At 42.8% G+C, this 17870-nt stretch carries 13 protein-coding genes; 8 read left to right on the top strand and 5 right to left on the bottom strand.

The window, feature by feature from the left end; genetic code table 11:
• Window positions 1-305 precede the first annotated feature (305 nt).
• Entirely contained in the window at window positions 306-974 is a 669-nt protein-coding gene (locus ACQKCG_RS10385; protein WP_101205531.1) for a c-type cytochrome, read from the bottom strand.
• A gap of 318 nt (window positions 975-1292) precedes the next feature.
• Complete coding sequence (locus ACQKCG_RS10380) at window positions 1293-1628, bottom strand: c-type cytochrome (RefSeq protein ID WP_057758239.1); 336 nt, start codon at window positions 1626-1628, stop codon at window positions 1293-1295.
• Between the two features lie 404 nt (window positions 1629-2032).
• On the opposite strand from ACQKCG_RS10380, the gene yihA reads away from it, so the two are divergent.
• On the top strand, window positions 2033-2788 hold the full coding sequence (gene yihA / locus ACQKCG_RS10375) for a ribosome biogenesis GTP-binding protein YihA/YsxC (RefSeq protein ID WP_134292598.1): 756 nt from the start codon (window positions 2033-2035) through the stop codon (window positions 2786-2788).
• A gap of 123 nt (window positions 2789-2911) precedes the next feature.
• Here yihA and ACQKCG_RS10370 read toward each other — a convergent pair whose 3' ends face one another.
• Together ACQKCG_RS10370 and ACQKCG_RS10365 are read right to left on the bottom strand one after the other, a co-directional pair.
• The gene (locus ACQKCG_RS10370) at window positions 2912-3619 is read right to left on the bottom strand and encodes an HAD family hydrolase (protein ID WP_134292599.1); all 708 of its coding nucleotides are present in this window, start codon (window positions 3617-3619) and stop codon (window positions 2912-2914) included.
• Between the two features lie 133 nt (window positions 3620-3752).
• The gene (locus ACQKCG_RS10365) at window positions 3753-4763 is read right to left on the bottom strand and encodes an RluA family pseudouridine synthase (RefSeq protein WP_134292600.1); all 1011 of its coding nucleotides are present in this window, start codon (window positions 4761-4763) and stop codon (window positions 3753-3755) included.
• A 1189-nt stretch (window positions 4764-5952) separates the two neighbouring features.
• Between ACQKCG_RS10365 and ACQKCG_RS10360 the strand changes: the two genes are divergently transcribed.
• Window positions 5953-10131 (top strand): Rne/Rng family ribonuclease, encoded by a 4179-nt coding sequence (locus ACQKCG_RS10360; protein WP_134292601.1) that lies wholly within the window; start codon window positions 5953-5955, stop codon window positions 10129-10131.
• A 116-nt stretch (window positions 10132-10247) separates the two neighbouring features.
• On the opposite strand, the gene ACQKCG_RS10355 is transcribed toward ACQKCG_RS10360, so the two are convergent.
• The gene (locus ACQKCG_RS10355) at window positions 10248-11189 is read right to left on the bottom strand and encodes a DUF808 domain-containing protein (RefSeq protein WP_134292602.1); all 942 of its coding nucleotides are present in this window, start codon (window positions 11187-11189) and stop codon (window positions 10248-10250) included.
• A 405-nt stretch (window positions 11190-11594) separates the two neighbouring features.
• On the opposite strand from ACQKCG_RS10355, the gene ACQKCG_RS10350 reads away from it, so the two are divergent.
• The 6 genes from ACQKCG_RS10350 to ACQKCG_RS10325 all read left to right on the top strand — a co-directional run.
• The gene (locus ACQKCG_RS10350; protein WP_101205524.1) at window positions 11595-12449 is read left to right on the top strand and encodes a DsbC family protein; all 855 of its coding nucleotides are present in this window, start codon (window positions 11595-11597) and stop codon (window positions 12447-12449) included.
• A gap of 386 nt (window positions 12450-12835) precedes the next feature.
• A complete protein-coding gene (locus ACQKCG_RS10345) occupies window positions 12836-14176 on the top strand; it encodes a homoserine dehydrogenase (protein WP_134292603.1) in 1341 nt (446 codons plus the stop codon).
• A gap of 109 nt (window positions 14177-14285) precedes the next feature.
• Window positions 14286-15467 carry a thiolase family protein gene (locus tag ACQKCG_RS10340; RefSeq protein ID WP_134292604.1) on the top strand — a complete coding sequence of 394 codons (1182 nt, stop codon included), beginning with the start codon at window positions 14286-14288 and terminating at the stop codon, window positions 15465-15467.
• Between the two features lie 398 nt (window positions 15468-15865).
• Window positions 15866-16714, top strand: coding sequence for a DUF2382 domain-containing protein (locus ACQKCG_RS10335; protein ID WP_102090798.1), 849 nt, complete (start codon window positions 15866-15868; stop codon window positions 16712-16714).
• Between the two features lie 243 nt (window positions 16715-16957).
• On the top strand, window positions 16958-17524 hold the full coding sequence (locus ACQKCG_RS10330; RefSeq protein WP_134292605.1) for a YsnF/AvaK domain-containing protein: 567 nt from the start codon (window positions 16958-16960) through the stop codon (window positions 17522-17524).
• Between the two features lie 131 nt (window positions 17525-17655).
• On the top strand, window positions 17656-17870 hold a 215-nt coding region (locus tag ACQKCG_RS10325), incomplete at its 3' end, for a transposase (protein ID WP_427585393.1).

Genomic DNA, 17870 nt, shown 5'->3' with positions numbered 1-17870 from the left:
ACAAAACAAGTGCCATTACCATGCATGGTAGACTGAACATGTTTGACACGGCTAACCATATTTTGAAAATTGGTATAAAGTGAATAACGATAATTTATAATTATACAGAGCAACGACTGGCTTCTGTAAATGAATTCATCTAAATACTGTCTTAATATAAGGGACAAACAGTTATAAAAAAACCCCGAAATCGGGGTTTAGTCATTCAGATATAATCAATATGCGATTCAATACTCAGTGGCTTTACTCAATGGCCTTCTATGCAACGCAAAGCATGTATCAGATACTGAATCAGTGCGACTCAATTAGTGAATAGCACTTACATAGTCTGACAGGATACGAATGTCACGATCTGATAGTTTCGATGCAACCGTTTGCATCATACCCATCTCGCCTTCTTTGGCTGCATCATTGACTCGTTTTTGGTCATCGCTATCGATATCATCAACACGTCCAGCAGCACGGAATAGTTTTAGCTGAGTAGCAATATACTGAGCGTGCTGTCCGCCTAGCTTTGGAAATGCAGCCCAAGTATTACCTGCAGCATCTGGACCATGACAACCTGCACAGCCAATAACACCGCGCGACTTATCACCGCCCAAGAATAGCTTAGTCGCTTCTTGGTTAGTTGCAGGATTGCCGTAGCCAACGCCCCAAGGTGCTTGACTGGCGTAATAACCTGCTACGTTGGCTAGGTCTTGCTGAGACAAATTAGCAACTTGTGACTGCATGATACCGTTTTTGCGATAACCTGCTTTAAAGTTGACTAGCTGTTTATATAGGTACTTTACATTTTGGCCGCCAAGGTTTGGCTGTGCAGGAACAATGCTGACGCCATTAAGACCATGACAAGCGGCACAAACGGTTTCTGCAACTTTTTGACCTGCATTGACGTCATATTCAGGAACAATAATAGCAGCTTGTACGCTGAAACTTGCAACGCATAAGCTGGCAGCAGCGATTAACTTTTTCATTGATACAAATCCTACTAGCTCGGCGTAAGCATTATTTAGAGTGATTGCACTGGTAAGATACCTGATATAGCCGTCTCTTTAATCATGAGAATGGCGTATATTTTGAGGTCTTGGACACAAGCAGTCTGAAAGTACTTACTAACATCAGGGTTTATTTTCGATTATTATAGCAAGACTTTGTATCATTTGCCTACTTAATCATAGTATCCATCAGTTTTCTGGCAATACAATATACAATATGCCGCAAAAACAAAAAGCGCAGATAGGTTATTAACCCAGCGCTTTATTTTATATGCTTAACTTATATTTGTAAGTCGATTATTTGCTCATATATTCGATAAGTTTACGATAGTCGTCATCACTACATTTGTCGCAAAGACCACCTGCTGGCATCTGCGGCATCCCACCTTTGACAGACTTAATGAGCGTCGGCATACTTTTTTGTTTAATCAGCTGTTGCCATTTGGCACTATCACCTTTTTTGATGGCATTCAATGCCCCACTATCGTGACAGGCTGCACATGAGTTATTATAGGTAGTGGCGATATCTGCCGCACCTGCGCTGCTAATCATAATGCCACTTAATAATAGTGCAGCACTGCTAGCCGTTATAGCGCGATAACTCGTGCTAAGAAGTTTACTGATTGAAAACATAGAGCACCTCCTCGTGATATTTCACGTGTCTCATCAATCGTTCTATTAAACATCCTTCATTAAACATTGTAACAATATATGTCATATAAACATAGAGAATTTGGATATGGCTTTGTTAAAGCTGAGAACTTGTCTTAATGACTGACCAACTTTAATGTTATCCTACTATTTATATGATGCTAATCGCAGTTATTTCAATAAGTAAGACACGGAATAGTATAGAATAGCCAGTAATATTAAATAGCTACTTTTATGATTTGCACATAACTCTATTGATAAAGAACATACTTTTAACTTGATTTACCTATCGCTTGACCAATTACTTGACCGCACCGATGACTTGAATCATCAGCTGACTAAAATTTTATAATCGCATCCAATTTTTTAAGATTAATGAGCCATTTATGAGTACCCCGTTTAACGATGTCGCCGCTGAACATGCTTTGTTCAATACCAAATCTCGTCAGAAAATTCAACAAACTGAGTTTATGATGTCAGCACCTACCTTTCGTCTCTGTCCGCCTGATATGGGATTGGAAGTCGCTTTTGCAGGTCGCTCAAACGCTGGCAAATCATCAGCCATCAACGCCTTAACCAATCAGCGTCAATTGGCTCGCTCGTCTAAGACACCTGGACGCACGCAGATGATTAACTTTTTTAGTATCGGTGATACTGACAGACGTTTGGTCGATTTGCCTGGTTACGGCTATGCAGCTGTTCCGCTAGAGATGAAAAAAGAATGGCAGGTTGAGCTAGAAGAATACTTGGTATCACGCTCAAGCCTTGCAGGTCTGGTATTGATGACAGATATTCGTCATCCGCTTAAGTTTTTTGATGAGCAAATGCTGCACTGGGCAAACGATGGTGAGCTACCAGTACATATTCTGCTGACCAAAGCAGATAAACTGAAGTACGGTGCTTCTAAAAACGCCCTCCTTGAGACTCGTAAACGCCTGAAAAAACTGGGCTTAAACTGTACCATTCAGTTGTTTTCGGCTCTCAGAAAAGAAGGTCTCGATGAGTTGGCTGGAATAATGGGCAACTGGTATGAGTATCAGCTTGATGCAGACAAAATCATTGAGTCTTCTTTTGCGTTACTAGAAGGGGCTGAGTTAGAAGACGCTATTGAAAAGGAAAGCGGTGAAAAAGAAAACAAATAAACATCGTTGTCTTTAATAAAAAGGGTTTATCGCTATTACGATAAACCCTTTTTTATTGTCTGTTTATTCACTCATTATTATCATCGGTGTGCTATTAGAATAACGAGAATTATAAAAGTAGCTCTACCCGCATAGCAAATCCACTAGCGCTTGTGGAGTATCAACCTGATAGGTTGGATTTTGCTCAGCAAGCTCTACACTTGTTGCCGTACCATAGTTCACCGCTATACTGGTCATGCCTAATGCTGTTGCCATCTGAATGTCATAGATACTGTCGCCGATAAACACAGCATCAGAAACCTGCTGCTGCGTATAATCCAAGATATCGGTCAACATTTGCGGATCAGGTTTTGAGCCTGACTCATCAGCACAACGCGTAATTGCAAAATAATCATGGCTATCTGAGGCATCTAATACACGATCTAGCCCTTTTCTTTTTTTACCAGTTGCTACGGCGAGCGTTTTGCCCTGCTGCTGCAAAGTTTGCAACATATGCTCTATCGGTTCAAATAGCGGCGTACTATGACTATTGGCAATATAGTACTCTGCATAGGTTTGCTGAATCTCACGCAACTGCGCATCGTTTGCCTGCGGATATAAAATCTTAATGCCATTCATTAAACTCAGACCAATGATGTCTTTTACAGCTTTATCAGTCGTCTTAAACCCGTGTGTTTCCCCAGCCACATGCATAGAATCAACAATCAGGCCGATTGAATCCATTAACGTGCCGTCCCAATCAAAAATAATCAACGTCTTATCAGACAGATTGTGTTCTGCTGATGGTTGAGCATTTATAATGCGTTCTGAAATTGTAGCTGGTTTGGTCATGAATTTACCTTAATGAATAACAATAATAAATAGCAGATACTAAAACGTCACGGCGGCTTATTCGTAAAAATAAGATATCGTGACGTTTAAGAAAATACAAAAATAGTTTGGCTTAAGAATTAATTTTGAAAAACTATTCAGGCAATTTCGTTGTTTCTGGCAACCAATCTGCCATCTCTTCTGGCAATGGCGCAGTAATAGTCTTGTAGCCTGGGATGTCTAAGCGCCATGCATGTAGACACAGACGATGGACGCCTGATTTATCATGGACGTTATATTTGTCATCACCCAAAATGGCATGACCGATATGCGCTAAATGCACACGGATTTGATGAGTGCGACCCGTCAATGGCTTGGCTTCAATTAAGCTTACTGACTGACTATTAATCGTAAAGCGATCATGAATAATAATATCAGTCTGGCTTTCTTTCGCTTGTGGGTCTTGGCTATCTACTTTTACTCGGCGCTCACCACTGGCAAGTGTATAACGTAGCAATGGCGCATTGATACGCTGCTCATTAAGTGCAGGTTGACCTTTGGCAAGACATAGATAGTGCTTTTGAATGGTCTTGTCTACCAAATGCTGCTGCAATACTTTGAGCGTTGAGCGTTTTTTGGAAATCATCAGTAGCCCTGATGTGTCTTTATCAATGCGATGGATTAGCTCTAGGTATTTTTTACCCGTCACTTCACGCATCGCTTCGATAACCCCAAAGTCCAAGCCGCTACCGCCATGCACAGCGATACCAGAGGGCTTGTTTAGCACTAGCAAACCGTCATCTTCATAGACCACGCGAGCCAGCAAGCTCTTGGCAAATTCGGTACTAATAATTGGTTTTTCGCGCGTTGCTAGCTCTACAGGGGCGATACGTACCACATCTTCACGCTGCACTCTATCGTGTGCTTTACAGCGCTTATTATTGACACGTATCTCATCTGAGCGAATCATTTTATAGATATGTGATTTTGGCAAACCTTTTAAACGGTTTAACAAAAAATTATCCAAACGCTGATCGTGTTGATGGCGCGTTACTTCGAGGTAGTTCACCTTACCGAAGTTGCTAATCTCATCGTCAGCGCTTTGTGGGCGTGTTTTGCTATTGAAAATAGCAGGGGCTTCATGGGTAGTAGCGTCGTCAGTCATTTTTGAGTTTGTCATTTTTAGTTAGGTATTTACACAAAGATTTGCTATAGTTTAGCATGTTGAGCGACAATTAAGCAGAGGCGACAGCAATAATCATTGTTGTTACAAATAGTTGAACACCATTTTATTGCTTGTCAGTTTTCTACTACTTGCCAGTAAAGAGGTTGACACTATTTATCCTGCTGACCTGACACGTTTCATCTGATTTTAGGGCGCGTTATTTATTTAGAGGTATTACTTACCAAATATAGCCCTACAAATTAAAAATACTGTACTGAATGTTATTCGGTACCATAAAATAAATAGTGACACTAAATACCATCGCGTTAATAACGCTGATAATAAATCAGCTTATTAACCGATTACAACACAACACTGACTCACTAATTGCATGACAACGACCGTACTCGATAACCAATCATTATTTAATGACTATTTATCTGATGGTTCTTTATGCCAGCATAGTTGAGCAAGTATGGGTAGTTTAGCGTTAGGATCGAAAAGTATATCGATAGCTGCCTAAGTATTGGTGGTCAAACAGATGACGATAGCAATGTAAATACGATACCACGCTGACAAGCTGGTCCATTACTCTGTTTGCCAAGTACGCCCCGCTGATAACAAAAGCTGCGACACCTAACCTTGAGACACCCAAGATATTATTGACGTTATACAAAGAACGATAAACAAAGAGTAACCAATTGCTTCGCCTGAAAAACAACCGCCGAATGACGCCACTATATAGTAGCAATCATGACCGCGATATTATTGTTAGACTTTGATGGATGAATGGCAACAGCACCACGCCTTTTTAATATCAGTATTTTTTAGAACTGTAACTGACCCTCGCCCACGCTTACAACGTGCGCTGAAATCACTACCAATAGAACGTACTGAGAATAAGAGCGCTTTGACTCGCTGACCCAATCATATATGTACCAAGTTTACTGATGATAAAATATAAGTACCATAGCCTTACACCCTATATTACTGATATTAACGTGAGCACCGCTCATTACTTCAGGTAAAAAAAGAAGCCATTGAAAAAGCCCATGTGCTTTATGAAACCCACGATTTACGTTCTACCGTTAATGAACATCTACACACGCTAATCACAATATTAGCCACACTTGCCACTATGTCCTAAAGACTGTCTTATCGTTGTCATGCGTACTCATAGGATACAAATATGAAACGCATTTTGATCAACGCCACTCAAAACGAAGAGATTCGTGTCGCCTTATGTAAAGGCAACCACCTGTACGATTTCGACCTAGAAAACCGTACTCGCGAGCAAAAAAAATCTAACATCTATAAAGGTCATGTGACCCGTGTCGAGCCATCGCTCGAAGCAGTATTTGTCGAATATGGTTCTCAGCGCCAAGGCTTTTTACCAATTCGTGAAATCTCTGCTGAATACCTAAGCGGCAACCCACGTGACGAAAACATCAAAAAACTGATCAAAGAAGGCGACGAGCTAATCGTACAAGTCGAAAAAGAAGAGCGCGGCAATAAAGGCGCTGCCCTATCGACGTATGTGTCATTAGCCGGTCGCTACCTAGTATTAATGCCAAACAACCCTCGCGGTGGTGGTATCTCACGTCAAATCTCGGGCAAACTGCGTGAAGATATGAAGCGTATGCTGAGCAACCTTGATTTACCAAAAGGCATGAGTGTCATCATTCGTACTGCTGGTATTGGTAAGACTCAGGAAGATTTACAGCACGATCTAAACCACTTGCTCAATATTTGGCAAGCCATTCAAGAACAAAACCAAAAATACCCATCACCGCGCTTGGTTCACCAAGAAGCGGGCGTTGTCACACGTGCTGTTCGTGATTATCTACGTGATGATATCGCTGAGATTTGGATTGATAACGAAAACGCTTACATTGAAGCGGCTGGGTTTATTGATGCGGTAATGCCAAAACAAGCCGAAAAGCTACGCAAATATACCGATTATGAACCAATGTTTTCGCGCTTCAATATTGAAAAACAAATCGAAACCGCTTATCAGCGTGAAGTTCGTCTGCCATCAGGTGGTTCAATCGTTATTGACCAAACAGAAGCACTGGTCTCTATCGATATTAACTCAGCTAAGTCAACCAAAGGTTCAGACGTTGCTGAGACCGCTTACCATACCAACTTAGAAGCAGCCGATGAGATTGCTCGTCAGCTTCGTTTGCGTGATATGGGTGGTTTGATCGTTATTGATTTCATTGACATGAATGACAATAAGCACCAAAAAGAAGTAGAAAAACGTCTGATTGATGCGACCAAATATGACCGTGCACGCGTTCAGTTCGGCGATATCTCTAAATTTGGTCTAATGGAAATGAGCCGTCAGCGTCTACGTCCTTCCTTAGAAGAGTCAACTGGCTATATCTGCCCACGTTGTCACGGCAACGGTATGATTCGTGACTTGCGCTCATTGTCACTATCTATCATGCGTCAAATTGAGCAAATCGCCCTTAAAGAACGCCAAGGTGAAGTACAAGCAGAAGTCCCGACAGACATCGCAGCATTCTTATTAAATGAAAAGCGCGACAGCTTGGTTTATCTTGAGCAAGACAGTGGCACGCGTATCACTATTTTGCCACACGCGCATTTAGAATCACCAAACTTCAAGCTTCACTTCAATCGTGATGGCTTTGCACCATCCAGCTATGAGCGTATCACTGATACTCAGCAGCAAGAGCACAGTGACCTTGGCTACAATGTTGACTGGCAGACTGCTGAAAAAGAGCGTCCTGAACAGCAACCTACTCGCCAACCTCGTAAAACTGCAGATGATAAGCAGAGCCGCTCAAACACGCAGTCGAATGCAACTACGCAAGCACAGAACGATACGGTAAATCATAGCAATGATCGTCGTAATCATAAAAATACCAACGACGTGTCGCCTGCACATGCACCGCAAGCTAATAAAACTGCTAGTGTTGCCGCTCCAGTAGCACCGCAGACACAGAGTGTCGAAGCTACTGCTCAACCAAAAGCCGTTGCGTGGTTATCAAACCTATTTGCTCAAGCACCGCAAGCCACTACGACACCTAGTGTTAGTAGCCGAGATGCCGCTGAAGCAATCGAAGCGCTAGTAAACACGGGCGCGCAAAGCTTAGGCTCGTTTGGTCAAGTTGATAGCAATGCATTGAATAGTGCAGCTGCAACTAGTGAGCAGCCAACTCAGCAAAGCAACAGTCAGAAAAACGAAAGCCAACAGTCAGATAATAACACTAACCGTCAACAGGCGCGTCGTAATGACAGCGATACTGACGACAGCAGCAATGAAGACAGAAGAAGACGTAAGCCGCGTAAGTCTAGATCTTCTAAGCCGCGTCAAAGAAAAGAGACAACTGACGAGACTGCTGGCAAAGCAAACAGTAGTTCAGAAAGTACTAACTCAAACAATGCTGATGACAAGTCGTCTGATACTCAAGACCAAAGACAGCAAGACAAGCGTCAGAACGATAACAGACGCACGAACGATCGCAATCGTAATAACCGCCAAGATAGCAATCAACAGAACAGCAATCGTAACGCAAGCGAGCGCAGTGATGCTGATAACGAAAACAGCTCTAAAGCAGATGAGCAAACTCGTACTAAGCGTAAATCGCATAGCCAACGCGGCTCACGCGGTAAGCTAGAGCGCGGTGAAACACTAACGGCTGACAGTGTCAAACAGAGCAAGCAGCAGAACGCTAGAAACAACGATGCTGCCAATAGCAAAAATCAATCTAGCGCACGTCGCAATCAAGACCCTAACGAAGTCGTGCTACAGGTCAATGAAGCGCCAACTGAGCTAAAAGCCCCTGAAGTGGTGCATCTATCTTTAGATGATAGCAAATCCACACAGGCCAAAACTCAGCCTAGTGAGAAGCAAAGCGCGACAAATAACGTAGCAAAAGATGAGTGTTCAAACGAAACAGCTGCTCAAAAACCTACTGATAAGCATAGTAGCAATGAGCAGAACACTGACAAGCAAAACACCAGTGCTCCAAATGCTGACAAGCAAAGCGATAACGCAAAAAGTACGGTGGAAGCAAATGCTAATCAGGTAAATGACGATAAGCGTGCATCTACCGAACAAGCTAAGGTGCAAAACGATGTACCTAAGCATGAGCAGGCTGCTGAAGAGAAAAAAGCACCTGTAGTTGTAGAAGCTCAATCGACCTCTACGAGTTACACCGAAAGTAAAGCGGAAGCTCCAACGTCGGCAACTGCTGATACTGAAAAAGCTACAGAGACTCCAAAACAGCAGGAAACCAAGACTGCTGAAAATGTGAGTAAGGGCGATGAAGCTCAAAATACTCAGGCTGACAGTAATAGTGCAAGCACAAGTAATGTAAGTAACTCAGCACTTGAGCTGACCCATGAAGCACTATTTGGCGCACGTTACGTGACTGCTGAGAAATTTGGTCAAGCGAGTAACGATCCACGTGTAGTACTTGATCAGCAAGCCGCTCGAGCGGACAAGCCAGCTGCTACTAATGTGCCAGCAATACGTGGCACGGTTGGTGAGTTTATTCGTGCCACGCTACCAGAGGCACAAACTCGCTTAGCAGAAGAAGGCATTATCAACTGCTTTATCGCGACTATTGCGTTGCATAATGAGCAATCTCAGGGTGCTAATAATAGCTCTAATGCTGCTAGCCAGAGCTTTGACTTTAGCAATTATGGCTATCAACCATTGGCTGCCGACTACCTTGCACGCTTTGAAGTGATGACTCAAGCCGTCAGTCAATTCGCAGCAGCACAAGGTAAGACAGACGTTGAGCCACGTGCTATCACTAAGCGTGCTAGCAACGATCCACGCGGACAGCATCCTGATTATCAGGAACCCGCTGTATTGAGCGTACCTGCTGAACAAGTAAGTGACGCGGAACCAGCTATCACTGAGCAAACCGATAGCAAAGTCGATGCGCATGACGTTGAAGCAACTGCCCTCGCCAATCAGACACAGACAGAAAACGTCAGTGTTGATAGTGAGCACTTGCTAGAAGCCGAGCGTGCTCAGTCAGAGGCTAAGGATGTAGAAGTCGAAACCTCTACAGAGCAAACTGTCAATGAGGTAGAAGATGCTGCAGAAAACATAGCTGCAGAGACTGAGCAGACGACTGACTCGGTAGTAGTAGAAGCTACTAAAGAGGCTAGCAAAGATGATAGTCAAGCAGCTAAGTCTAAGACGACCATAGCCAGCTATAAAAACATGATCGAAAATGTGGCTGAGCAATTGCTACCACAGACCGGTATGTTTAATTTGACTACGCCAAAAGTACCAAAGGCGCGCAGTCGTAAGCCTAAGACGGAGCACAAAAAGCCGACGCAGGCTGAAAAGCTCGCATCTGATGATGCAGACAGCGACAGCTAGTCATATAAGCTCAAACGTAAAAGCCCCAAAGCTATTCGTAGCTTTGGGGCTTTTTATTTTAATACAGCCGAACTTACTTGCTAATTCAAACGAGAGACAATAAAAAGCAAATAAGCTTAATGTGCAGAAGACGCTGTGTCATCTTTACCACGGATTTTACCAATAGTAGTAACAATAGCTACCACAATAGCGCCAACAATCAGTCCGACCAATCCATTTAACAATGACGCGGTTAACCCTTCAAATACCCCAGTAAGATGGGCAATGTCTTCTACACTGTGATGCAAAAAGCTGATACCGTGAACGATAATACCGCCGCCCACCAAGAACATCGCAATCGTGCCTGCTATGGACAAAAACTTCATAAGCTTTGGCGCAGCCGCAAGCATAAACTCGCCAAACTTGCGCTTACTATCACCTGCTTGTGAGTTTTCAATCAAATGCAGACCCGCATCATCAATCTTTACGATGCCTGCAACTAAGCCGTAAATACCGACGGTCACGACAGCAGCCACTATCGAAAGTACGATGCCCTTTTGGACAATATCGCCACCAGCTGCTGTAATTGCGCCTAAAGAGATAACAATAATCTCAGCTGATAAGATAAAGTCTGTACGTATGGCACCTTTGATTTTGTCCTTTTCAAACGCGACCAAATCTACCGACTCATCTGCGTTGGCTTTTAAACGGGCATTTTGCTCTTCATCATGAGGCAACAACTTCGGCCAAAATTTGTGAATGACCTTCTCAGCCCCTTCATAACTCAGGTATAGCCCTCCGATCATCAATAGCGGAGTAATCAACCACGGTATAAAATAACTAATCAATAGCGCCGCTGGTACTAAAATCACTTTGTTCACGGCAGAGCCTTTGGCAACTGCCCAAATGACGGGGAGCTCACGATTTGGCTTAACCCCTGTGACCTGCTCGGCGTTGAGTGCTAAATCATCACCAACTAAGCCCGCGGTTTTTTTGGCAGCGACTTTGGTCATGACGCTTACATCATCCATTAAAACACTGATGTCATCGAGTAAGGTTAATAAACTGGCACCTGCCATGTGTGCTCCTTAAAGCAAATTTGTTAAAGTAAGTCGTTCTCAAATGGTTCATACAATGCACTTTATACAGATTTTTATAGAAACAATGCGATTAGCCATAGATTACAAGTTCAAGCAACTATGTTAAATAGCACAAATGTATCTTGTTTTTTGAATTTATGTTGATAGCTATTCTTTAAAGTTGGCTTTACTGATACTTCTTGGCTGCCTTCCGTTCGCTATTATTTGGCGTAAATATGGTAATATGAAGGATGTTATTACCTATCTTTTATTATCAATAAGTTATAAAAACTTCTTCAATGTTAGACCTTTAAAACACTGCCAAGACACATTACTATATAGAAAAGTTTATAGCGCTTTTTATAACGAACTCATGATTAGGCGCGACGCCTATAGGAAACCCGTATGCCGTTCCCCACTATCAAAAATACCACCTTACGTAATCCTCTTTCTCGTACCGTTCTATCTCGTTTTATGATGAGTGCGCTGTTAGTTGGTATCGCTGCTGGCTGCTCAAACAATGCCGCTGATGCAACCAGCAATACCAGTGTTGTAAACGCTGCACAGACAAATGCCACTGCTGCTAAGCCCTCAGCTGGTAATGATGCAACCGTGGTGAAGGCGTTACAGGCGAACCTAAAAAGCTCTGGTATCGAGGAAACTATCGTTTCAGCTGTACCGACAGATATGGATGGTATTTATTGGGTGACCGCTGAAGGTCTACCTTCTTTCTTTACTGATAAAGCTGGCAAGCATATTATTCAAGGTCAGATCATCGCTGTGGGTGATGCCGCTCCGGTTGATATCAGTGCCGCCCTAGTTGCTACGACAGCACAAGAAGCGCTAAAAGCCGTCGATAAAAAAGACATGGTGATTTATCCAGCAAAAGGCGAAACCAAAGCCGTCATCTATGCCTTTACCGATGCAGACTGTGGCTACTGTCGCAAACTACATTCAGAAATGGATGATATCAATGCACGCGGTATCGAGGTTCGTTATCTGGCATGGCCACGCAGTCAAGAGTCTGTACCAAAAATGGAAGCGATCTGGTGTAGTCAGGATCGTAAAGCTGCAATGGATCAAGCAAAAATCGGTGCCAACGTACAGGCCCCTAGCTGTGCCAACCCTGTCCAAGAACATATGGCTCTAGGCTCAAGACTTGGTGTGCGTGGTACGCCTGCGGTATTTACCGAGACAGGACAACAAGTAGGTGGCTACTTGCCTGCAGCAGAATTGGCACAAGCAGTAGGTGCTAACTAATCATTTGAGTTACCAGTATTAGTTACTCATATTAACAACTAATATTGGCAATCAAGCATAAATGATATATACATATGCCAAACAAGATTGAAGCTACTGCTTTTTTATAATCGTAAGCTGATATAACCTTGATGACGTTGTCTTTATAACATTGGCTTTTATGAGATTGTATAGACGTCACAATGCCTTGTCGGTATGATACGATAAAGCGCGATGCAAAATGAGCAACACCCTTTTTATTTGAGCTTTTTTTATTCAACTATGATGAAGTAGATAGGCAGGCAGTACTAGGCAATGCGCACAGACGTTATGTTTGATGTCGCAGACTCATTTGACACTGTCACCGCTTATACTGACTTCATTATATTTAACCTCTTGAGGATACTGTGAGTAATTCCATCAAACTAGCGATACTTGGTCTGGGCACCGTCGGAACGGGCGTGATCAATCTGATCAATGACAATTTAAATGAGCTAAAACGCCGTAGCGGACGCGACATTATTATTACCGAAGTCGGTACGCGTCGTCAGCGTGATGATATTGATACCAATATCATGCAAAACAGCGATCTGATGGCAATTGCCGCAAGCGATAATGTCGATATTGTTATCGAAGTAATTGGTGGTACTACCTTAGCCAAAGACGTCATCATGCAGGCTATTAAAAACGGCAAACATGTAGTCACGGCAAACAAGGCTCTACTCGCTGAACATGGTAATGAGATCTTTGCCTTCGCTGAAGAAAACAATGTGCATGTTGCTTATGAAGCAGCGGTTGCGGGTGGTATTCCGATCATCAAAGTAATGCGTGAAGCCCTTGCTGCAAACAAAGTCGACTGGCTCGCTGGCATCATTAACGGTACTGGCAACTTTATCATGACTGAAATGCGTGATAAGGGTCGTCCTTTTGCCGACGTATTAAGCGAAGCGCAAGAGTTAGGTTATGCAGAAGCAGATCCTACTTTTGATGTTGAAGGTATTGATGCTGCTCACAAATTGGCGCTACTTGCCTCAATCGCATTTGGTATCCCGCTACAGTTTGATAAAGTTTACTGTGAAGGTATCACTGGTATTACCCTGCAAGACGTGAACTATGCCGAAGAGCTTGGCTACCGTATCAAGCATTTAGGGTTTGCAGTACGCCGCGATAGTGAAAACGATGGTGACGCAGGGGTTGAATTACGCGTACATCCAACACTTATTCCACAAGATGCACTATTGGCGAACGTCAATGGTGTGAAAAACGCAGTACTGGTCAACTCACATCCACTTGGTCAGACACTCTATTGCGGCGATGGTGCTGGTGCTGGTGCAACTGCTTCTGCAGTAATGGCCGATGTCATGGATTTGGTTCGTGTACTGGGTAGCAAAGACCGCGACGATCAGAGCAACACTGGACATCATGTCCCGCATTTAGCATTTATCCCTGACCAGCTATCAGACACACCTATATTGCGCGCTGATCAGATGGTAACTGGATATTATTTGCGTGTGCATGCTTATGATAGCCCAGGCGTACTGGCAGATATCACGCGCATCCTAAGTGATGCCGGTATCAATATCGATGCAATCTTGCAAAAACCTGCGCATAAAGTAGGTCAAGTGCCAGTGATTATTCTGACGCTACCTGTGGTCGAGAGTCAGATGAATCTCGCTATCGAAAAGATTGAAAAGTTAGAGACCATTACTGATAAAGTAGTACGCATACGATTAGATGAGCTAGCATAAACCAAATACTGAAGAAGACAGATGCTTATAATATAAGCAAAAGCTAGCCAATTGGCATCTGATTTCTTGGTAGATACTTAATCAAAACGCACAACAAGGAATAATAACGATGTCAAATGATGCAATTGTAATCCTAAACGGCGCACGTACACCAATGGGTGGCTTTCAGGGCGCACTAAAAGACATGAGTGCTACCGAGCTGGGCGCCGCCGCTATCAAAGCTGCTGTTGAACGCTCAGGTGTTAGCGCTGACAGTGTTGATGAAGTCATTATGGGTTGTATCTTGACGGCAGGTCTGGGTCAAGGCCCTGCCCGTCAAGCCATGCGTAAAGCAGGTCTACCGGATGCGACTGGTGCTGTCACGATCAATAAACTTTGTGGTTCAGGCCTAAAAGCAGTCATGCAAGCGCATGATGGTATCAAAGCGGGCAGCTTCAACGTCGCTGTTGCAGGTGGCATGGAGTCAATGACCAATGCACCGTATATCATGCCAGGTTCACGTGGCGGCTATCGTATGGGTCATAAAGAAGTCAAAGACCATATGTTCTTAGATGGTCTAGAAGATGCCGATACTGGTAAGCTAATGGGTATGTTTGCTCAAGAAATGGCCGATGAGAAAGGCTATACACGTGAGCAAATGGATGAGTTTGCTATTGAATCATTGAACCGTGCGCTGACTGCTATCAAAGACAACCATTTTAAAAATGAGATCGAGCCTGTTACGTTTGCAACGCGTAAAGGCGAGCAAACTGTTGATACCGATGAGCAACCTGCCCTTGCCAACGCTGATCGCATTCCTACTTTGCGTCCAGCATTTGCTAAAGACGGTACAATTACTGCTGCAAACGCTAGCTCAATCTCAGACGGTGCTGCAGCTGTCGTCGTTATGAAAGAATCTCAAGCGAATGCTGAAGGTCTTGATTATCAAGCTCGCATTGTTGCTACTGCCTCAAACTCACGTCACCCAAGCGAGTTCACCATTGCGCCAATCGGCGCCATTGAAAAAGTATTAACAGGTGCTGGCTGGTCAGTAGATGATGTAGATCTTTGGGAAATTAACGAAGCCTTTGCGATGGTTACTATGGCTGCAATGGACGAGCTGAAACTTGACCATGCTAAAGTAAATATCGAAGGCGGTGCATGTGCCCTTGGTCATCCAGTAGGCTGTTCAGGTGCTCGTATTCTAATTACGCTTATCAACTCTCTAAAACGTACTGGTGGCAAAAAAGGTATCGCAACGCTATGTATCGGTGGTGGTGAAGCGGTAGCTGTTGCTATTGAACTTGCTTAAATAAAGCAGGTCTAACTGACTTAAAGTAAGTTAGCTAACTAATACTTAGATAATTATTGTTTATTGAGAAACTGCATTGCTAATGGTAATGCGGTTTTTTTGTGTCTCTTTTCTTTCGATGAATGTTGAATATTACTCTGTGTAAAGTCTCGTTAACTTCTACCCCCTCCTATGTTATGCCACTTACAGCCTATTACACGCAATTACTGCAAGTGCACATTTTGCTACCTTGCTCATATATCTCATCAAAAATCACGGTGTTAGGATAGCTACAAGTTGATAGGGAAACTATTGATTTGGTCTACCGTTAACTGTAGTACATATGGTTTTGCTAAAAACTAATAACAACATCAACCATTACATTATAAAAAATAAACTCGCAAAAAAGGAATACAATAATGAGTCAACTAATCCGTTTAAAAGATATTCAAGCTACTCATCAAGACTTAATTGGTGATGACTATTATGACCCAACGCACAAAACTGCTTACGGTATCAATGAAGAAAAAATCGGTAAAATCGAAGGTGCCTTAGTAGAAGACACTACTGGTCGTATTCGTTACTTAATCGTAGATGCAGGCGGCTGGTTTAGTTCAAAAGAAGTACTGGTACCAGCAGGTTTAGCCCGTATCGTTGGTGATGATGTCTTCTTTGATAGCTTGACCAAAACACAAGTAGAAGCCATGGAAGTATACGATCACGATTATCAATACAGCTATAAAGAGCAGTACGAAAGAGATCGTCAAGCATTTACTGCTGATACACTCCCTGTAGAAGATCGCGTCGATATTGCAGACCACTCTTATGATGCACCAAATACATTAGAGTTATTAGAAGAGCGTTTAACGGTAAACAAAGACCGTATCGTTGCTGGTCTAGTAAAAGTAGGTAAGCATGTCGTTACTGAAGAGCGCAATGTCGATGTAGATCTAGAAGAAGAACATGCCAATATCCAACGTACTAGCGTAGATCGCCCAACAGATCGTCGTATTGGTGATCTCGATGCTACTGAAACAGTTGAAGTTGAGCTACAGGCCGAACGTGCTCGCGTCAGCAAAGAAACCTATGTTTCTGAAGAAGTAAATGTTGGCAAGACGACCGATCATCACACTGAAACTGTGGTTGAGACCATTCAACGCGAAGAGCTAGATGTTGATGGTGACGGCAACGTGGTTGACCGTGAAGGTAACTTAGTAGACCGTGATGGTATCACAGCAGAAGATGTACGCCGTGCTCGTGGCATGTAATATGCTAATAAGTCATAGTTTAACGACGTAAATTTCCTATATCGTCAGTTAAATATGATAGTAATAATCAGCTAAACTCATATGTTTGGCCATTAAGATCAGAGCATGTCTCTGGTCTTTTTTGTATTCATAACATGAGCGAATGGTTTATAGTATTAAATGTAGCTAGTTAATATATGTAGTTGGCATATAACGTTTTAGATTGTTGAAAACTCATCATTTTATAATTATAAAGGAACAACAATGACTACTGAAAATGGAAACAGCCTTTACCAAGATGACTTGGATAAAGAACAAAATATCTCAACGAAGCAGACGAATAATACCGTCAATGTTGGACACTTAGAGCTATTAGAAGAGCGTCCTGTAATTAACAAAGAACGCTTAGATGTGGGTAAAGTAACCGTCACCAAGCGTTCACGTACTAAGACTGTTGAAGTGCCAATTGAGTTGGTAGAAGAATATATCACCATTCGTACTGATTATCATGACGCAGAAAGCCAAGATTTACTCTCTGGTAACTACGATGAAAAAGATATATTGCGCCACGTCGAGCCTTCTTTGGATAGCAAAGCTGTAGTGACCATTAATGGTAAACAAATAGAGATTGGCGATGAACCGATTGATATTGTGCTATCTCGCCAAGTGGCTACTGTTACCAAAGACACCTACGCTATTCAAGACATCGAAATCAATAAGAGCACTCATGTACATACTGACAACATTCAAGTAGAGCTCAGACATGAAGAGTTAGATGTGACTGAAGAGGGTCTGTTGGCTCATGGTTCTGATACAACTCCGTTAAAATAAGCGTTGATAGTTTAACCACTACGAACTTGTATGATTGATAGAGATTATGTCACAACATAAAAAAGCAACGCTATCGAGCCTTTCCCAAACTTTGTGTAAGTGCTTATAATCCACTAACAGGAGAATAAGCAATGACGACTCAATCTGACATTAAAAAACTGGCCGAGCAAATGGCTGGTAGCATGAACAGCTTCGATGACATCAAAGACTTTCAGAGGCAGCTCATGCAATCTTTTATCGACACCGCACTTGAAGCCGAGATGGAAGACCATCTCGGCTACCCCAAGCATGAGAAAGCAGATAAACCAAACAAGCGCAACGGACACACTAAAAAGACCGTCCGCAG

This window comes from Psychrobacter sp. NPDC078929 (assembly GCF_050267985.1).
Classification (GTDB): Bacteria; Pseudomonadota; Gammaproteobacteria; order Pseudomonadales; family Moraxellaceae; genus Psychrobacter.
Note: the sequence above shows the minus strand (reverse complement) of the source record. Positions and strands in the feature narration are given on the sequence as shown.

Coding starts and splice junctions, on each gene's coding strand:
- ACQKCG_RS10385 (WP_101205531.1), bottom strand. CDS start 974: ATGAAAAAGTTAATCGCTGCTGCCAGCTTATGCGTTGCAAGTTTCAGC.
- ACQKCG_RS10380 (WP_057758239.1), bottom strand. CDS start 1,628: ATGTTTTCAATCAGTAAACTTCTTAGCACGAGTTATCGCGCTATAACG.
- yihA (WP_134292598.1), top strand. CDS start 2,033: ATGAGTACCCCGTTTAACGATGTCGCCGCTGAACATGCTTTGTTCAAT.
- ACQKCG_RS10370 (WP_134292599.1), bottom strand. CDS start 3,619: ATGACCAAACCAGCTACAATTTCAGAACGCATTATAAATGCTCAACCA.
- ACQKCG_RS10365 (WP_134292600.1), bottom strand. CDS start 4,763: ATGACTGACGACGCTACTACCCATGAAGCCCCTGCTATTTTCAATAGC.
- ACQKCG_RS10360 (WP_134292601.1), top strand. CDS start 5,953: ATGAAACGCATTTTGATCAACGCCACTCAAAACGAAGAGATTCGTGTC.
- ACQKCG_RS10355 (WP_134292602.1), bottom strand. CDS start 11,189: ATGGCAGGTGCCAGTTTATTAACCTTACTCGATGACATCAGTGTTTTA.
- ACQKCG_RS10350 (WP_101205524.1), top strand. CDS start 11,595: ATGCCGTTCCCCACTATCAAAAATACCACCTTACGTAATCCTCTTTCT.
- ACQKCG_RS10340 (WP_134292604.1), top strand. CDS start 14,286: ATGTCAAATGATGCAATTGTAATCCTAAACGGCGCACGTACACCAATG.
- ACQKCG_RS10335 (WP_102090798.1), top strand. CDS start 15,866: ATGAGTCAACTAATCCGTTTAAAAGATATTCAAGCTACTCATCAAGAC.
- ACQKCG_RS10330 (WP_134292605.1), top strand. CDS start 16,958: ATGACTACTGAAAATGGAAACAGCCTTTACCAAGATGACTTGGATAAA.